Genomic DNA, 17315 nt, shown 5'->3' on the forward strand with positions numbered 1-17315 from the left:
CTCGGATGGCCCGGTTGACGGCATGAACGCCGACATCTGTCGGATGATTCCCGCAATCGAGAGCGTAGCCACGGGTTAGCCTGGACCGATGATCGTCGAAGACCTGCTCCCCACGGGTCCGCGCGAGTACCGCGAGATCTGGGACCTCCAGCGACGTCTGCACGACGAGGTCGTGGCGGGCGAGAGGACGGACGCTCTCGTGCTCGTCGAGCACGAGAGCGTGTACACGGCAGGCAAGCGCACGGCGTCGTGGGACCGGCCCGTCGACGGCACGCCCGTGGTGGACGTGGACCGAGGGGGAAAGATCACGTGGCATGGCCCCGGTCAGCTCGTGGGCTACCCGATCCTCCGGCTCGCCGAGCCTGTGGACGTGGTGCGCTACGTCCGATGCCTGGAGCAGGCGATCATCGACACGTGCGCGGCCCTCGGGGTGGAGACGCAGCGTGTCGACGGACGCTCGGGCGTCTGGCTGCCGGCCTCGGACGGTCGCCGTGAGCGCAAGATCTGCGCGATCGGCGTGCGCGTCGCCAAGGGCGTCACCATGCATGGCTTCGCTCTCAACTGCGATCCGGACCTTGCCGAGTTCAACCGCATCGTGCCGTGCGGCATCTCCGACGCTGACGTCACGTCGCTCAGCGACGAGCTCGGTCGGGACGTGACGATAGGCGAGGTGCTCCCCCTGGTGCTGCCCGCACTCGAGTCCGCGCTCGCCGACATACGATGGACGCCAACCGACGCGTCGGACGCGACGAGCGCCGCCGCCGACCAGGCCTCACGACCCAAGGAGACCGTGTGACACTCGCCCCGGAGGGCCGCCGCATGCTGCGCGTCGAGGCCCGCAACGCCGAGACCCCGATCGAGCGCAAGCCCGAGTGGATCCGCACCAAGGCCACCATGGGACCGGAGTACAACGAGCTCAAGTCCCTCGTGAAGGGCGGCGGGCTGCACACGGTGTGCGAAGAGGCGGGCTGCCCGAATATCTTCGAGTGCTGGGAGGACCGCGAGGCGACCTTCCTCATCGGCGGGGCCCAGTGCACGCGCCGATGCGACTTCTGCCAGATCGACACCGGCAAGCCCTCTCCCCTGGACCGCATGGAGCCGACCAAGGTCGCGAACTCGGTCAAGGAGATGGGGCTCAAGTACTCGACGGTCACGGGCGTCGCCCGCGACGATCTCGAGGACGGTGGCGCGTGGCTGTACGCCGAGACCGTGCGTCAGATCCATGCGCTGAACCCTGGCACGGGCGTCGAGGTGCTCATCCCCGATTTCAACGCCGAGCCGGACCAGCTGGCCGAGGTCTTCTCCTCGCGCCCCGAGGTCCTCGCGCACAACGTCGAGACCGTGCCGCGCATCTTCAAGCGCATCCGCCCCGCGTTCAAGTACGAGCGCTCGCTCCAGGTGATCACCGAGGCGCAGAAGGACGGCCTGGTCACCAAGTCGAACCTCATCCTCGGCATGGGCGAGACGATGGACGAGGTGCTTCAGGCGCTGCAGGACCTGCACGACGCGGGCTGCGACCTCTTGACGATCACGCAGTATCTGCGGCCGAGCCCGCGCCACCACCCCGTCGAGCGGTGGGTCAAGCCAGAGGAGTTCGTCGAGCTCTCGGACGCGGCCGAGGAGATCGGCTTCCTGGGCGTCATGTCCGGCCCGCTCGTGCGCTCGTCCTACCGTGCCGGTCGACTGTGGGGGCAGGCGATGACCCGCAAGGGCCGTCCGATCCCCGAGGCGCTCGCACACCTCGGCGCGCCCATGGAAGCGCGCCAGGAGGCGTCGGCTCTGCTCTCGCGCACCCGCTGACTCCAGTGCGAACGCCCGACCCCGACGTCGGGCGTTCGCGTGCTCGCCACCCACTAGACTGATCGGCATCATGGCGAAGAACGAACCCGAGAAGAAGCAGCGCTGGTACCAGTTGATCGCGCAGGCGTACAAGTTCGCCGCGCCGCACGACAAGTGGCTCCTGCCGCTCATGATCGGCATCCCCGTGGTCGTCATCGGCGTCGCGGTCGGCATCGGCATCGCCGCAGGCGGCACCGCGGCGATCATCTACGCGAGCATCCTCGGTGTGCTCCTGGGCGTGCTCGGCGCGCTCTTCGTGCTCACCCGCCGCTTCGAGAAGGTGGCGTTCCAGCAGGTCGAAGGCCAGATGGGCGGTTCGCTGTACGTCGCGCAGTCGATCCGACGCGGCTGGCAGTTCGACGAGAACCCCATCGCGATCGACCAGAAGGGCACGGCGATCGTCTACTACGGCGTCGGCACCGGAGGCGTAGCGCTCCTCGCGGAGGGTCCTGGATCCCGCCGCCACGTCGACAAGGTCACCAGCCGCCTCGGCAAGGTCATCGCGGGCGTTCCCGTCACTGCCATCTACGTCGGCACCGGCGAGGGCCAGGTGCGTATCAAGGACCTCGTCAAGACCATCAACGGCATCAAGCGCAAGGTCTACGGGCGCGGCCTGGGCAAGGGACTCGGCAAGAACGAGCAGGCCGCGGTCGCCTCGCGACTCAAGGCCATCGGCGGCCCGTCGCTTCCCGTGCCGAAGGGCGTGGACCCGCTGCGCGCACGTCCAGACCGCAAGGGCATGCGCGGGCGCTGACGCGGCCGCACTCCCCCGTACCCGCACATGCCCGACGCCCCATCCGGTTCGCCTGACGGCTTGCCCGACGCCGCGGTCGGCTTCGGTCGGCGCCTCGCCGGCGTCGCCATCGACTGGCTCCTGTGCCTGATCATCGCCTCGGCGTTCTTGCGCGCCCCTGGCTTCGACCCCTCCACCGCCGGACTGCTCGAGCGGTCGCTGTGGGCGGGCAACGACCTGGGGACTGTCGCGGTCTGGGCCGTACAGCACCTGGTGCTCGTCGCGACACTCGGGACAACCATCGGGCACAGGATCGTCGGCCTGCGCGTGGTGCGCGCCGATGGCTCGACCGTCGTGGGACTCGTGCCCGCAGCGATCCGCACGGTGCTCGCCGCCCTCATCCTCCCGGCGATCCTCACTGACCGTGAGGGAGCCGGATATCACGACGCGCTCGCGCGCACCCGCCTGATCAGGGTGCGCCGCGGCGCGCTCTGAGCCTCACGTAACAGTCCCGTAACACGGGGTGAATGCGAGGGCAACCTGGTGCCCCTAGGGTGGTGCTTGCTAGTCCTAGCAACCTGTCTCTCCTAAGGAGCAATCGGATGTTCAAGACCGCCGAAGAGGCGATTGCGTTCGTCAAGGAAGAGGGCGTCGAGTTCGTCGACATCCGCTTCTGCGACCTGCCCGGCCAGATGCAGCACTTCAACATTCCTGCATCGCAGTTCACCGAGGACGTCTTCACCGATGGCGCCATGTTCGACGGCTCGTCGATCCGTGGCTTCCAGGCCATCAACGAGTCGGACATGAAGCTGCTGCCGGACGTCGCGACGGCGTTCGTCGACCCGTTCCGCGCTGCCAAGACCCTCGTCATCAACTTCTCGATCGTGGACCCGTTCACGAACGAGCCCTACTCGCGTGACCCCCGCAACGTGGCGACCAAGGCGATCGAGTACCTGAAGTCGACCGGCATCGGCGACACCGCGTACTTCGCCCCCGAGGCCGAGTTCTTCATCTTCGACTCGGTGCGCTTCGACACGAACCAGCACGAGGGCTACTACCACATCGAGTCCTCCGAGGCCTGGTGGAACACCGGCGCGGAGATCGAGGAGGACGGCGGTCCGAACCTCGGTTACAAGACCCGCTACAAGGGCGGCTACTTCCCCGTCTCGCCCGGCGACCAGATGGCGGACCTCCGCGACGAGATGGTCCAGGTCCTCGAGCAGGTCGGCCTCTCGGTCGAGCGCGCGCACCACGAGGTGGGCACCGCCGGTCAGCAGGAGATCAACTACCGCTTCAACACCATGCTGCACGCCGGTGACGACCTGATGAAGTTCAAGTACGTCATCAAGAACGTCGCGTGGGCGCACGGCAAGACCGTGACCTTCATGCCGAAGCCGCTCTTCGGCGACAACGGCTCGGGCATGCACGTGCACCAGTCGATCTGGAAGGACGGCGAGCCGCTGTTCTACGACGAGAACGGCTACGGCGGCCTGTCCGACATCGCACGCTGGTACATCGGTGGAATCCTCAAGCACGCCCCGGCGCTGCTGGCCTTCACCAACCCCACCGTGAACTCGTACCACCGCCTCGTGCCGGGCTACGAGGCCCCGGTGAACCTGGTGTACTCGGCTCGCAACCGCTCCGCCGCGGTCCGCATCCCGATCACCGGCTCGAACCCGAAGGCCAAGCGCATCGAGTTCCGCGCCCCCGACTCGTCGGGCAACCCGTACCTCGCGTTCGCGGCCCTGCTCATGGCGGGCATCGACGGCATCAAGAACAAGATCGAGCCGCCGGCCCCCGTGGACAAGGACCTGTACGAGCTGCCCCCCGAGGAGCACGCTCTCATCCCGCAGGTGCCGGACTCGCTCCCCGCGGTGCTGGACACCCTCGAGGCCGACCACGCGTTCCTCACCGAGGGCGGCGTGTTCACCGAGGACCTCATCGAGGAGTGGATCGACTACAAGCGCTCGGCCGAGATCGACCAGCTGCGCTTCCGTCCGCACCCGCACGAGTTCGAGCTCTACTACGACGTCTGATCCTCGGATCGGCGTGTAGCGCTCATCACGAAGGCCCGTCCCGATTCCGGGGCGGGCCTTCGTCGTACTCGCCCCTCCCCCGCCTCTGATCGAAGGAGTCCCCGATGTCCGAGACCGAGCCGGCCCCGGCGTCGGGCGCCGCCGAACCCGCTGCAGGCCTCGGCTTCTGGCGCCGCAACCGCGACGAACTGATCCTCGAGGCGATCGGTGGCCTGGTGCTCGCGCTGCTGGTCTCGTTCGCGATCTCCTGGATCGACCAGAGCCGCGAAGAGGAACGCTCAGCGCGTGACGAGGCGCTGAGCAACTCGCTGTTCGTGCGCCAGGCAGTCATGAGCGAGCGCGAGCTGCTGCCGTTCTCCTCGCTCTACCTTGCGGACGCCCAACTGAGCGGCCTCACGCTCGCGGGCGCGGAGTTCTCTGACGCCGACCTCACGGGAGCCGAGCTCAAGGAGTCCGATCTCACGGGCGCAGACCTGAGCGAGGCGGTGCTGGTCGGTGCCGACCTCAGCGAGGCCGTGCTCGTCGGCACAAATCTTGCCGAGGCGGACCTCACAGGCGCCGATCTCACCGCCGCCGACCTCACCGGAGCCTCGCTTGCGGATGTGGTGTGGGAGGGATCGTTCTACCTTGAGGGCGCACCTCCGGTGGGAGTCGACCTCGACGGGCTTCCCGCGGAGGCCCTGGCGGAGTCCGACGCCGACGCGGACGACGACTGAGGCTGCCTCGCCAGCGGCCCTCTGCGTCCGCGTCAGCCCAGCGCCAGGGTGTGGCCTGTGCGCTCGACCTTCGCCGCCAGGTAGCGGGCGTTGGCGTCCGTGAGGTGGACCTGGGTCGGCACTCGCTCCGCCACGCCGATGCCGAACGCCTCGAGCTGCTCGGCCTTGTCAGGGTTATTGCTCAGCAGGCGGATGCGATCGGCTCCGACTGCCGCGAGCATCTGCGCGACCACGGCGTAGTTGCGCTCGTCCTCACCCCTGCCCAGCGCGAGATTCGCCTCGTATGTGTCGAGTCCCGTGTCCTGCAGCGCGTAGGCGTCGAGCTTTGCGTACAGCCCGATGCCGCGGCCCTCCTGGCGCAGGTACAGCAGGAAGCCGCCCTCGTCGGCGATGCGCTCTACGGCCTCCCGGAGCTGGGGACCGCAGTCGCAGCGCTCCGAGCCGAACACGTCACCCGTGAGGCACTCCGAGTGGGGCCTCACGAGCGGCGCCTCGCCGCCGGCGGCGGCTCGCTCGAGCGCGCCCTCCCAGTCGCCCAGGGCGAGCAGCAGGTGCTCTCGACCGTCCGCGAGCCCGTCGAAGGTGATGACCTGCGCGTCAGTGCCATATCCGTCTGAGAATCGCAGCGGCACCGTCACGCGGGCCCGGGGGCGCGCGGGAGCGACGTCGAGAGTTCCGGCGCGGCGGCGGAGCGGATTGGCGACGGTGGCGGTCATGATGCCTCCCTGGTTCAAGGTGCCCCGCGTGTCGCGAGACCGGGATGCGCTGGTCAACTTCCTTGAACTCGCAAGTATTCCCGCTCCTGGCGCGCTGTGCTGCGCAGGGCCCCAGGCGCCACGTCGGGTGTGTCGAGGCGCACCGGACGGCTGCGTTTGCACGCTACGCTGTAAGCGCTTACAAATGAAGCCGGAGGCAACGACGCCTTTGGCCCCTTGGAGGCCTCGTGCGCCTCCGCGCCCTCGGCCCCGGCTCAGAGAGGACATCGTGGCCCGTCCCGACATCTCCGACAGCCCCGACGACTGGTGGCGGTCCGCCGTCATCTATCAGATCTACCCACGATCGTTCGCGGACGCCGATGGCGACGGCGTAGGCGACCTCGCGGGCATCACGTCGAGGCTTGAGGCTCTCGCGGACCTGGGCGTCGATGCCATCTGGGTGTCGCCCTTCTACCGCTCCCCACAGAAGGATGCCGGCTACGACGTCGCCGACTTCTGCGACGTGGATCCCGTCTTCGGCACACTTGACGACGCGGACGCACTCATCGCGCGCACGCACGAGCTCGGCATGCGAATCGTGGTGGACATCGTGCCCAACCACAGTTCGGATCAGCACGCGTGGTTCCAGGCGGCGCTGGCCGCGCCTCCGCATTCCGCCGCACGTGCGCGCTACATCTTCCGCGACGGGCGCGGCGACTCGGGCGAACTGCCGCCCAACACGTGGCAGTCCGTGTTCGGCGGCCCCGCCTGGACCCGTGTGATCGAGGCCGACGGCACGCCTGGCCAGTGGTATCTCCACCTCTTCGACTCGACGCAACCCGACCTCGACTGGACGCAGGAGCAGGTGCGGGAGGACTTCGACGCAATCCTGCGGTTCTGGCTCGATCGAGGGGTCGACGGCTTCCGCGTGGACGTGGCGCACGGACTGGTCAAGGAGGAGGGCCTGCCCGACTACACCGACGAGCAGTTGATCGCCGCGAGCATCGGTGACACGACGGCACCTAGCCCCCACTTCGGCCAAGAGGGTGTGCACGAGATCTGGCGCAGGTGGCGTGCTGTGCTTGAGCGCTACGGCGCGGATCGGATCCTCGTCGCCGAGGCATGGGTCGAGCCGTTGACGAGGATGGCACTGTGGGCCCGCAGGGATGAGATGCACCAGGCCTTCAACTTCGGCTACCTCATGACGCCATGGGATTCCGGCGCGCTGCGAGCCGTGATCGACGCGTCGCTCGATGCCTTCTCCCGTGTGGGAGCGCCATCCACGTGGGTACTCTCCAACCACGACGTGGTACGCCACGCGACCCGACTCGGACTCGCGGACGTTCCCCCACTCGGCCACGGTGTGGGCCGCGACACGCCTGGACTCCCCGAGACGGAGCACGGAGTGCGCCGTGGGCGTGCGGCGACTCTGCTCATGCTCGGCCTGCCCGGGGGTGCCTACCTGTATCAGGGTGAAGAGCTCGGGTTGCCGGAGGCGCTCGACATCCCTGCGCAGGCGCGACAGGACCCCGCGTGGTTCCGTACCGGAGGCGAGCGCTACGGTCGCGACGGATGCCGCGTGCCGATCCCGTGGGAGGCACAGGCCCCAGGATTCGGCTTCTCCCCCACCGGCGCCTCCTGGCTGCCCCAGCCCGACGCGTGGGGACGCTTCGCCCGCGACGCACAGCGGGGTGTCCCAGGCTCGACGCTCGAGATGTACCGGTCGGCGCTCGCGCTGCGCGCCGACCTCGCGCTCGGCACCGGCGACTTCGCGTGGGTGGACGCGCCCCCAGGCGTGATCGCCTTCGACAACGGCGCCACACGGATCGTCACGAACATGACCGGCGAGCCCGTCACCCTGCAGGACCCGCTGCTCGCCGGCGAGGTGCTCCTCGCCTCGACGCCGCTCGAAGGCTCCTTCGAGCCCGACTCCACGGTGTGGATCCGACGCGCATGAGCCTCCCATGACCCGCATCCAGAAGGTCGCCGAGCTCGCCGGCGTGTCCACCGCCACCGTGTCCCGCGCACTCGCAGGCAAGCCCAGCGTGTCCCCCGCCACGCGCGAACGCGTGGAAAGAGCGGCCCGGGACCTCGGCTACGTCGTCTCCGCGACGGCGTCGAGCCTCGCAAGCGGACGCAACCGCAACGTCGGCATCGTCATGCCGTTCCTGAACCGCTGGTTCTTCACGACCGCGATGGCAGGCGCGCACCGGGTCCTCACCGACGCCGGCTACGACGTGACGCTCTACCACTGCGAGCCCAACCGCCTCGACGATCCGGACGGCGCCGACAACCCGCGCCGGAGCCGGCTCTTCGCCGACTCGCTGCTGCGCAAGCGCACCGACGGGCTCATCATGGTCACGCTCTCCCTCACCGCGGCGGAGCGCACGAGCCTGCACGGCATCGGCAAGCCCGTGATCGCGCTCGACCGGCCGCAGGAGGGCATCACGGCGCTCGCCGTTGACAACCTCGCGATCGCGCACACCGCGATGAGCCACCTGCTCGAACTCGGTCACACGCGCATCGGCTTCGTCGGCGGCATCGTCCCCTACGACCTCGACTTCCACGTGCCGCTGCTGCGCCGCCAGGGCTACGAGGCGTCGTTGGTGGACGCGGGACTCGAGATCGACCCGCTCCTGATGTGCGACGCCGAGTTCACGGTGGACGGCGGCTATGACGCCGCATCGCAAATCCTCGGCGCGGGCGAACCGCCGACGGCGCTGTTCGCCGCATCGGACGAGCTGGCGATCGGTGCGCACGCCGCGATTCGCGATCGTGGCCTGCGCATCCCCGAGGACGTGTCCCTGATCGGCATCGACGGGAACCCGCTCGCCGAGGTGTTCGGCATCACGACCATCGATCAGCATCCCGACGCGCAGGGAGCGGCCGCTGCCCGCGAACTCCTGAAGGAGCTCGAGCCAACGAGCCCTCACGCGGCCGCCGCAGTGCGCCTGCCGTTCGAGCTGGTCGAGCGTCGGTCGACCGCGCGCGCCCGCGACTAGCGACGGACGATCGCGCGGGCGAGCAGACCCAGCACTGCGGCTCCCGCCAGCGAGCCGAGCCCCACCCACAGGAGACGCTCCATGATCACGGGCGTCGTCTCATCGGTCAGCACGTCGAGCATCATCGTGCCCATCGCGCCGTCGGCACCGCCCGGCAGGATGGCCGCGACGCCCTCGGGACCCACGAGGTACAGCAGGGCCCATCCGACCAGCGACACGCCCGCGACCACCGCGAGCAGCTTGGGCAGGAACCACGCGCGGCGCGGCGAGACCGCGAACCCGATGACGATCAGCGCGAGCCCCACGTAGAGCCCGTACTGGTTGATCTGCTCCATGAGCGCGTACACGTCGCGGACGCTCTCGAATGTCTGGGCGTCGAGCGCCTCGAACGTGATCGAGTCGATCTCGAGGTCGTCCGTCACCGAGTCGAGCATCTCGACCTCGCTCAGGCGCTCGGCGAGCGGAGTGCCGAGGTCCATGGTGAACATCAGCGGCGCCGGGTCGCGCAGCGCGTCCGTCAGCTGCGCAGAGAACTGCGCCTGCAGCGTCTCCGCCTGAGATGCCACCGCATTCGCGAACGAGTCGGAGCCGACGATCGTCGCGACGAGCGCACTCACGCGCTCCTCAAGGCCCAGCGCGTCCAGGTCGACGCCCGCCTCCTCGATCTGCTGCACCGCCTCCGACTGCAGCGTCGCGGTGACCGTCTGCTGGACGATCTCGTGGCCGAGCGCGTTGCGAGCGATGCCGACGACGGCAGTGCCGTCCTCGACCGAACGCACCGAGACGGCGCTCACAGCCCACGCGACAAGCGTGAGTGCGCCGACAATGATGCAGATCGCCGAGACGACCGTGCGCAGACCTCGCATTACCCCTCCTGGTTCCAGCCGAAGAAGATCTTCTCGCATACCGTACGGGCACGGCGCGACACTCGGAAGTAGCGGTCGTCGAGTTCCGGCCCCGTGTCGTCGGATTCCATGATCTCGGCGAGCACGCGGAGCTCGCGGGGCTCCGACGGGAGCACGTCCGGCGCACCCCGCCGACCACGCAGCGCGATCGCGCCGCGCAGGTTGGTCGCCAGCACCCACGCCTCTCGCAGCGTGTCCGCATCCTCCGCGTCGATCAGCCCGTGCTCCTGCGCGACCCCCAGCGCCTCGAGGGTCCGGGTGGTGCGCAGCCCCTCGAGCTCGTGCGCATGCTGAAGCTGCAGCAACTGCACCGTCCACTCCACATCGGACAGGCCGCCAGGACCGAGCTTGAGGTGCCGCCGGGGCTCTACGCCGCGAGGAAGCCGCTCAGCCTCCATGCGAGCCTTGAGCCGCCGCATCTGCGCGAGCGCAGACTCCTCGAGGCGCTCCGGATAGCGCACGGGCGCGACGTCCTCGATGAAGCGCTCCCGCAGATCCGGGTCGCCCGCGCACGGACGTGCGCGCAGCAGCGCCTGCGCCTCCCACGGGTCCGACCAGCGCGAGTAGTAGCCGACCGTCGATTCGAACGAGCGCGCGAGCGGCCCGTTCCGGCCCTCCGGCCGCAGGTCGGCATCGATCTCGAGCGCGGGCTGGGGCCCCACCTTCTGCAGCAGCTGACGCACCTCGGCGGCGAGCTTCTGCGCGAGCGCGTGCGCCTGCGATCCGTCGCCCTCGTACACGAACTGCACATCCGCGTCGGACGTGTAGCCCATCTCGCGGCCGCCATAGCGGCCCATGGCCACCACCAGCAGCCGCGGCGGCTCCTCGCCCGCGGCAGCGCGCACCTGATGCACGGCGATGCGCAGAGCCCCCTCGATGACCATGTCGGCCGCGTGCGTCACCGCGCCCGTGGCATCCGACGCGTTGATCAGGCCCAGCACGTCCGCCGCCGCCACGCGCGCGATCTCGCGCCGCCGGATGCCGCGCAGCGCGGTGATCGCCTGATCCGCGTCGTCGCTGCGCCGCAGCACCGCATCGGCCTCGTTCCACAGCCGCTCATACGTGCGTGGCTCGAGATCCGCGTCGGAATCCAGCCACCGGATCTCGTCCGCGCTCGCGAGCAGGGCCTTCGTGACGAAGCCCGAGGTGGACAGCAGCCGCGCGAGTCTCTCGGCGGCCGTCGCCGAGTCCCGCAGCAGCTTGAGATACCACTGCTGCCCCGCGAGCTGTTCGGACAGCTGCCGGAACGCGAGCAGGCCCGCATCCGGCTCAGGCCCCTGCGCGAACCAGCCGATCATCGCGGGCAGCAGTTGCCGCAGGATCGCCGCAGACCGCGAGACGCCGTCGGTGAGCGACCGGATGTGCCTGAGCGCCGCGTCGGCATCCACGAAGCCCACGGCGGCGAGACGATCCCGCGCGGCTGCGTCGTCGAGCGCCGCCTCGTCGGCACTCAGGCGCGCGACGACGGGCAGGATCGGCCGGTAGAACATGTCCAGGTGCATCGCCCGCACGCGCCGGCGGGTGTCGTGCCACACCTCGTCCATGTACTCGACCGTCGCGAAGCCCGAGGCGCGCGCGAGCACGCGGCGGTCGTCCTCGTCGGCCGGCATCAGGTGCGTGCGCGTGAGCTTGCGCAGCTGAAGCCGGTGCTCCCAGACGCGCAGCTGACGGTACGCGGATTCCATCGCCGCCGCCTCGGGGCGGCCCACGTAGCCTCCCGCGCGCAGCGCCGCGAGCGCCTCGAGGGTGGTGCGCGACCGCAGTGACTCGTCCGAGCGGCCGTGCACGAGCTGCAGCAGCTGCACGGTGAACTCCACGTCGCGGAGCCCGCCGGGGCCTAGCTTGATCTGCCGGTCGGCCTCGGCGGGCGGCACATGGCGCTCAACGCGCCGCCGCATGGCCTGCGCGCCCTCGACGAACCCCTCGCGCTCCACCGCTGACCACACGAGGGGCTGGAGCATCTCGACGTACCGCTCGCCGATCTCGCGGTCGCCCGCGATAGGGCGCGCCTTGAGCAGTGCCTGGAACTCCCAGCTCTCCGCCCACCGCTCGTAGTACGCCAGGTGCGACGCGAGGCCCCGCACGAGCGCGCCATCCTTGCCTTCCGGCCTGAGGTTCGCGTCCACCTGCCACAGCGGCGGTTCGATGCCGTGCTTGTCGCACGCACGCCCCGCCGCAGCGGCGAGGCGCGTCGCGATGCGCAGCGACACCGCATCGTCGGCGCCCTCGGCTGGCTCGGCGACAAAGATCACGTCCACGTCGGAGACGTAGTTGAGCTCGCGTCCGCCGCACTTGCCCATGCCGATGATCGACAGGCGGGTCTGTGCATGGTCGGGCTCGTCGGCGCGCGCGAGTGCGAGTCCGGCCTCGAGCGCGGCCCCCGCGAGGTCCGCGAGCGCGGCGGCCACAGCCGGGAGGATCGTGCGGGGATCGTCCTGCCGGAGATCCTCGGCTGCGACGCGCATCAGGAGCCGCCGATACGCCACGCGCATCGCAGCGACGCCTGCGTCCCCGGTGACGGTCGCGACCGGAGCGTCGGACGTCGGATCCGCGCCTACGGACTCCAGCAGCGACGTCCGCGGGTTCATCGACGTGAACGACTCGCCTGCGGGCCATGCGGCGAAGTCGGCGACATACTCCGGATGACGCACCAGGAAGTCGCCGAGCGCCACCGACCCGCCCAGCACCATCCCCAGGCGTGCTCCGGCCTCGGTGCCCGCGAGCGCGGTCAGACGGTCGAGCACCCCTGCCTCATGGGCGGCCTCGGCGATGCGTTCCAACTGGAGCAGGCCCGCGTCCGGGTCGGCGAGATACGACAGCGCCCGCGGGGCGTCGTCGATCGTCACGCCAGTGAGCGCCGTCAACCGCTCGAGCGTCGCCTCGGCACGCGTCGCATCCGCGACGCCAGCGCGGCGCAGCCGTGCGGCGAACGAGACCGGCCGCGTGCTCATGCGAGCCCCGCCCCGGTCAGAGGACCGGCAGGTTCGTCGCGATCTCGTACGGCGTGACCTGCGCGCGGTACGCCTGCCACTCGGCACGCTTGTTGCGCAGCACGAAGTCGAAGACGCGCTCACCGAGGGTCTCGGCCACCAGCTCGGAGCGCTCCATCGCGACGATGGCCGCGCTGAGCGACTGCGGCAGCGGCTCGTAGCCCATGGCCTTGCGCTCGGTCTCCGACAGCTCCCACACGTCGTCCTCAGCGCCGGGGGGAAGCTCGTAGCCCTCCTCGATGCCCTTGAGGCCAGCGGCGAGCATCACGGAGAACGCGAGGTACGGGTTGGTGGCGGCGTCCAGGGAGCGGTACTCGACGCGGGTCGACTGGCCCTTGCCAGGCTTGTGGACCGGCACACGGACGAGCGCCGAGCGGTTGTTGGAGCCCCAGCACACATAGCTGGGCGCCTCGGCTCCGCCCCACAGACGCTTGTACGAGTTGACGTACTGGTTCGTGATCAGAGTGATCTCGGGCGCGTGCTTGAGCAGGCCGGCCATGAACTGCTTGGCGACGAGCGAGAGGTCGTTCTCCGCGCCGGCCTCGTAGAAGGCATTGCGGTCGCCCTCGAACAGGCTCACGTGCGTGTGCATGCCGGAGCCCGGCGCGTCGAACAGCGGCTTAGGCATGAAGCTCGCGTACACGCCCTGCTGGAGCGCGACCTCCTTGATCACCGAGCGGAACGTCATGATGTTGTCCGCCATGGTGAGGGCGTCCGCGTAGCGCAGGTCGATCTCGTTCTGGCCGGGCCCCGCCTCGTGGTGCGAGAACTCGACCGAGATGCCCATGGACTCGAGCATGGTGATCGCATCGCGGCGGAAGCTGTGGGCGGCGCCGCGGGGAACGTTGTCGAAGTAGCCGGCCTGGTCGACGGGCACGGGCGTCTTGCCCTGCTCGAGCGCCTCGAACAGGTAGAACTCGATCTCGGGGTGCGTGTAGAAGGTGAAGCCCTTCTCGCTCGCCTTGTCGAGGGTGCGCTTGAGCACCTGACGAGGGTCGGACAGCGCGGGCGCTCCATCCGGGGTGAACACGTCGCAGAACATGCGGGCTGCGCCCTGGCGCTCGCCGCGCCACGGCAGGATCTGGAACGTCGTGGGGTCTGGCTTGGCGATCATGTCGGACTCGACGACGCGGGTCAGGCCCTCGACCGCGGAGCCGTCGAAGCCGATGCCCTCGCTGAAGGCGTTCTCGAGCTCGGCCGGCGCGATCGCGACGGACTTGAGCACGCCTAGGACATCGGTGAACCACAGGCGCACGAATCGGATGTCGCGCTCCTCGACGCTGCGGAGCACATATTCCTGCTGCTTATCCATGGGGCCATCCTGCCTCATCCTCATTACGAATGTGTGACCTTGGGAGGGTGCCGCCGCCACGTAGTCTGGCCCCATGTCCACGCTCCGCATCGCGCTCGCGCAGATCAACACCTGCGTCGGCGACATCCCTGGTAACGCGTCGCTCGTGATCGCGAGCGCTCGGGCGGCCGCCGACGCGGGCGCGTCCGTGGCCGTCTTCCCCGAGATGACCACCACCGGCTACCCGATCGAGGACCTCGCCCTGCGCGCGAGCTTCCAGCGCGCGGCCGCCGCGTCGGTGGATGCGATCGCGGCGGATCTCGTGGACGCGGGCCTGGGCGACCTCACGGTCGTGCTCGGCACGCTCGGGACCAACACGGAGGGCCTTCCCACGAACGACGCGGTGGTGCTGCGAGGCGGGTCCGTCGTGGCCCGCTACTCGAAGCACCACCTCCCCAACTACGGCGTCTTCGACGAGCGCCGCATCTTCGCCTCCGGCGATGAGACGTGCGTGATCGACGTCGCGGGGCGCCGGCTCGGCATCGCGATCTGCGAGGACATCTGGCAGGACGGAGGAACGGTTGCCTCGCTCGCCGAGGAGGGCGTCGAGGCACTGCTCGTGCTCAACGGCTCGCCGTTCGAGGAAGGCAAGGGCCGCGTGCGCACGGAGCTCGCGCGCCGTCGCGCTGCCGAGGTCGACGCTCCCCTGGCATACGTGAACCTGTGGGGAGGCCAGGACGACCTGGTCTTCGACGGACACTCGTTCGTCGTCGGCGCGGACGGGGCGTGGCTCGCCAATGCGACCGGCTTCGAGGATGCACTGCTCGTGTGGGATCTGCCCGACGCGGGGGTCGCCCCGGCGCAGGGCCCCGTCGTGGACTTCGCCTCCGACGACGAGCAGGCCTACCGCGCGGTGGTCACGGGACTGCGCGACTACCTCGTCAAGAACGGCTTCGGCTCGGTCGTGCTGGGAGTCTCGGGCGGTATCGACTCCGCGCTGACGGCCGCGATCGCGGCCGACGCCATCGGTGGCGAGAACGTCGTTGGCGTCTCCATGCCGTCGGAGTACTCGTCCGAGCATTCGAAGGACGACGCCGCCGACCTGTGCAAGCGGCTGGGTGCCGACTACCGGGTGCAGCCCATCGCGCCGCTCGTGGACGCGTTCCAGGCTCAGCTCGCCCTCACCGGGGTGGCCGAGGAGAACCTCCAGGCGCGCGTGCGCGGCGTGATCCTCATGGCGATCTCCAACCGCGAGAACCACATGGTCATCGCGCCAGGCAACAAGTCCGAACTCGCGACCGGCTACGCGACCATCTACGACGCTGGGTCCATCGGCGGCTTCGCGCCGCTGAAGGACCTCGACAAGACGCGCGTGTGGGATCTCGCGCGATGGCGCAACGCGCGAGCTCGCGAGCGCGGCGAGGTCGAGCCCATCCCCGCGAACTCGATCGAGAAGCCGCCCAGCGCGGAACTGCGCCCCGGCCAGACCGACCAGGACTCGCTGCCCGCCTACGACCTGCTCGACGAGGTGCTCGACGCGTACGTCGAGCACGCGGAGGGGCGCGAGGAGTTGCTCGCACGTGGCTTCGACGAGGCGGTCGTGGACAAGGTGCTCCAGCTCGTCGACCGCGCCGAATGGAAGCGCCGTCAGTACCCCCCGGGGCCCAAGGTGACCGCACTCGCGTTCGGTCGCGACCGCAGGCTCCCCATCACCTCTCGGTGGCGCGAGCGCTGACGCCGAGCCGACCATCGCGTCGGCGTCATGGCCGCCCGCATGAGAAGGTGAAGCCATGAGCAAGAAGGTGCGCATCCACCACTTCAAGGAGATGAAGCAGCGCGGTGAGAAGATCACCATGCTGACCGCCTACGACTACCCCACCGCGAAGGCATTCGACGCCGCTGGCGTGGACATGCTGCTCGTGGGCGACTCGCTCGCCGACAACATCCTCGGCTACGAGTCCACGGGCCCTGTCACTCTGGACGAGATGATCCCGTTCGCGCGCGCCGTCGCGCGTGGCGCCGAGCGCGCCTTCGTCGTCGCGGACCTGCCGTTCGGGTCGTACGAGGTCTCGCCCGAGCAGGCCGTGGAGTCGTCAGTGCGCATGATGAAGCTCTCAGGCGCGCAGGCCGTCAAGTTCGAGGGTGGCCGTCGCGTTGCTCGACAGGCCAAGGCCGTGACCGATGCAGGCATCCCCTTCTGCGGCCACCTGGGCTTCACGCCGCAGAGCGAGAACGCGCTCGGCGGCCACCGCGTCCAGGGACGCGGTGAGCAGGGCGTCAAGGACCTCATCGATGACGCGCTCGCGCTCCAGGAGGCCGGCGCGTTCGCGGTGGTGCTCGAGATGGTCGCCGCGCCCGCGGCTCGCGCCGTCACCGAGGCACTGGATATCCCGACGATCGGCATCGGCGCCGGCTCCAGCACGGACGGCCAGGTGCTCGTGTGGCTGGACATGGCGGGCGTGGGCGACTGGCACCCGCGCTTCTCGCGTCAGTTCGGCGCCGTAGGTGCCGCGATGACCGACGCCGCGGCCGGCTACGTGAAGGCCGTCAAGGACGTCGAGTTCCCTGCCGCCGAGCACACGTTCGAGAACTAGCGCCGCGCGACGCGCACGCCGTCCCACCGGCGCGGTGGCACATAGTAGAACGCCACCCATGCGGTGGCGGCACTCGTCAGCGACAGCACAGCGAACACCACCCGCACCCGCATAGGAATCGCTGGCTCCGAGGGCACCGCCGCGATGAGCGCGAACACGACGCTCGCGTGGACGTGGATCCAGGCGGCGACGAGGGCAACGGCCCGCTGTACACCGCGACCACTGGAGACCTCAGCGCCCGAGTCGCCGTGACGGGCCCGGCTCCAACCGTGCGCGGCCTTCACCGCCCACAGGACGAGGACGGGAACTGTGAGCGCGACTGCCAGCCCCACCAGAACGCCCCAGAAGAAGCCCGCTGGTCCGAGCCCAGTGACGACCGCAAGTCCTATCATTCCCACGCTCAGCTGACGGTAGGCGGCATCCGCGACGCCGATGATGAGGACGGTCAAGCCGAGCCACCGCCACCAGAACCCGCGGACGCGCAGAGGCGGATCGGGCCGCATCGTGAGAGAGC

General features: G+C 69.5%; 15 protein-coding genes. 10 read left to right on the forward strand and 5 right to left on the reverse strand.

The window, feature by feature from the left end; genetic code table 11:
- Window positions 1-88 precede the first annotated feature (88 nt).
- The 6 genes from lipB to B7K21_RS01825 all read left to right on the forward strand — a co-directional run bounded on the left by lipB (window position 89) and on the right by B7K21_RS01825 (window position 5324).
- Complete coding sequence (gene lipB, locus B7K21_RS01800; protein ID WP_084073277.1) at window positions 89-796, forward strand: lipoyl(octanoyl) transferase LipB; 708 nt, start codon at window positions 89-91, stop codon at window positions 794-796.
- A complete protein-coding gene (lipA, locus tag B7K21_RS01805) occupies window positions 793-1800 on the forward strand; it encodes a lipoyl synthase (RefSeq protein ID WP_084073278.1) in 1008 nt (335 codons plus the stop codon). The genes lipB and lipA overlap by 4 nt, the downstream gene beginning before the upstream one ends.
- Before the next feature lie 70 nt (window positions 1801-1870).
- Window positions 1871-2593 (forward strand): DUF4191 family protein, encoded by a 723-nt coding sequence (locus B7K21_RS01810; protein ID WP_084073280.1) that lies wholly within the window; start codon window positions 1871-1873, stop codon window positions 2591-2593.
- Between the two features lie 60 nt (window positions 2594-2653).
- Complete coding sequence (locus B7K21_RS01815; RefSeq protein ID WP_159448378.1) at window positions 2654-3067, forward strand: RDD family protein; 414 nt, start codon at window positions 2654-2656, stop codon at window positions 3065-3067.
- A 107-nt stretch (window positions 3068-3174) separates the two neighbouring features.
- Window positions 3175-4608: a type I glutamate--ammonia ligase gene (gene glnA, locus B7K21_RS01820; protein ID WP_084073284.1), complete on the forward strand. Its 1434-nt coding sequence runs from the start codon at window positions 3175-3177 to the stop codon at window positions 4606-4608.
- 104 nt (window positions 4609-4712) lie between these two features.
- On the forward strand, window positions 4713-5324 hold the full coding sequence (locus B7K21_RS01825) for a pentapeptide repeat-containing protein (protein ID WP_084073286.1): 612 nt from the start codon (window positions 4713-4715) through the stop codon (window positions 5322-5324).
- A 32-nt stretch (window positions 5325-5356) separates the two neighbouring features.
- Here the strand turns inward: B7K21_RS01825 and ribA are convergent, their stop codons facing one another.
- Window positions 5357-6040, reverse strand: coding sequence for a GTP cyclohydrolase II (gene ribA / locus B7K21_RS01830; RefSeq protein WP_084073288.1), 684 nt, complete (start codon window positions 6038-6040; stop codon window positions 5357-5359).
- Between the two features lie 184 nt (window positions 6041-6224).
- Between ribA and B7K21_RS01835 the strand changes: the two genes are divergently transcribed.
- Together B7K21_RS01835 and B7K21_RS01840 are read left to right on the forward strand one after the other, a co-directional pair.
- Window positions 6225-7976 carry a glycoside hydrolase family 13 protein gene (locus B7K21_RS01835; protein ID WP_084073290.1) on the forward strand — a complete coding sequence of 584 codons (1752 nt, stop codon included), beginning with the start codon at window positions 6225-6227 and terminating at the stop codon, window positions 7974-7976.
- A 7-nt stretch (window positions 7977-7983) separates the two neighbouring features.
- A complete protein-coding gene (locus B7K21_RS01840) occupies window positions 7984-9021 on the forward strand; it encodes a LacI family DNA-binding transcriptional regulator (RefSeq protein ID WP_084073292.1) in 1038 nt (345 codons plus the stop codon).
- Here B7K21_RS01840 and B7K21_RS01845 read toward each other — a convergent pair.
- From B7K21_RS01845 to B7K21_RS01855, 3 genes are read right to left on the reverse strand one after another with little or no spacing between them, the layout of a single operon-like run.
- Entirely contained in the window at window positions 9018-9887 is an 870-nt protein-coding gene (locus tag B7K21_RS01845; RefSeq protein ID WP_084073294.1) for a hypothetical protein, read from the reverse strand. The genes B7K21_RS01840 and B7K21_RS01845 overlap by 4 nt on opposite strands.
- Window positions 9887-12877, reverse strand: coding sequence for a bifunctional [glutamine synthetase] adenylyltransferase/[glutamine synthetase]-adenylyl-L-tyrosine phosphorylase (locus tag B7K21_RS01850; protein WP_084073297.1), 2991 nt, complete (start codon window positions 12875-12877; stop codon window positions 9887-9889). Before B7K21_RS01850 ends, B7K21_RS01845 begins: the two co-directional genes overlap by 1 nt.
- A gap of 16 nt (window positions 12878-12893) precedes the next feature.
- Window positions 12894-14228: a glutamine synthetase family protein gene (locus B7K21_RS01855; protein ID WP_084073299.1), complete on the reverse strand. Its 1335-nt coding sequence runs from the start codon at window positions 14226-14228 to the stop codon at window positions 12894-12896.
- A 73-nt stretch (window positions 14229-14301) separates the two neighbouring features.
- Here B7K21_RS01855 and B7K21_RS01860 point away from each other — a divergent pair, with 73 nt between their 5' ends.
- Together B7K21_RS01860 and panB are read left to right on the forward strand one after the other, a co-directional pair.
- Window positions 14302-15942 (forward strand): NAD+ synthase, encoded by a 1641-nt coding sequence (locus B7K21_RS01860; protein ID WP_084073301.1) that lies wholly within the window; start codon window positions 14302-14304, stop codon window positions 15940-15942.
- A gap of 55 nt (window positions 15943-15997) precedes the next feature.
- Entirely contained in the window at window positions 15998-16801 is an 804-nt protein-coding gene (gene panB / locus B7K21_RS01865) for a 3-methyl-2-oxobutanoate hydroxymethyltransferase (protein ID WP_084073304.1), read from the forward strand.
- Here panB and B7K21_RS01870 read toward each other — a convergent pair.
- Entirely contained in the window at window positions 16798-17250 is a 453-nt protein-coding gene (locus B7K21_RS01870) for a hypothetical protein (protein WP_144016018.1), read from the reverse strand. The genes panB and B7K21_RS01870 overlap by 4 nt on opposite strands.
- Window positions 17251-17315 lie beyond the last annotated feature (65 nt).

The organism is Demequina sp. NBRC 110052, from assembly GCF_002090075.1.
Lineage (GTDB): Bacteria > Actinomycetota > Actinomycetes > Actinomycetales > Demequinaceae > Demequina.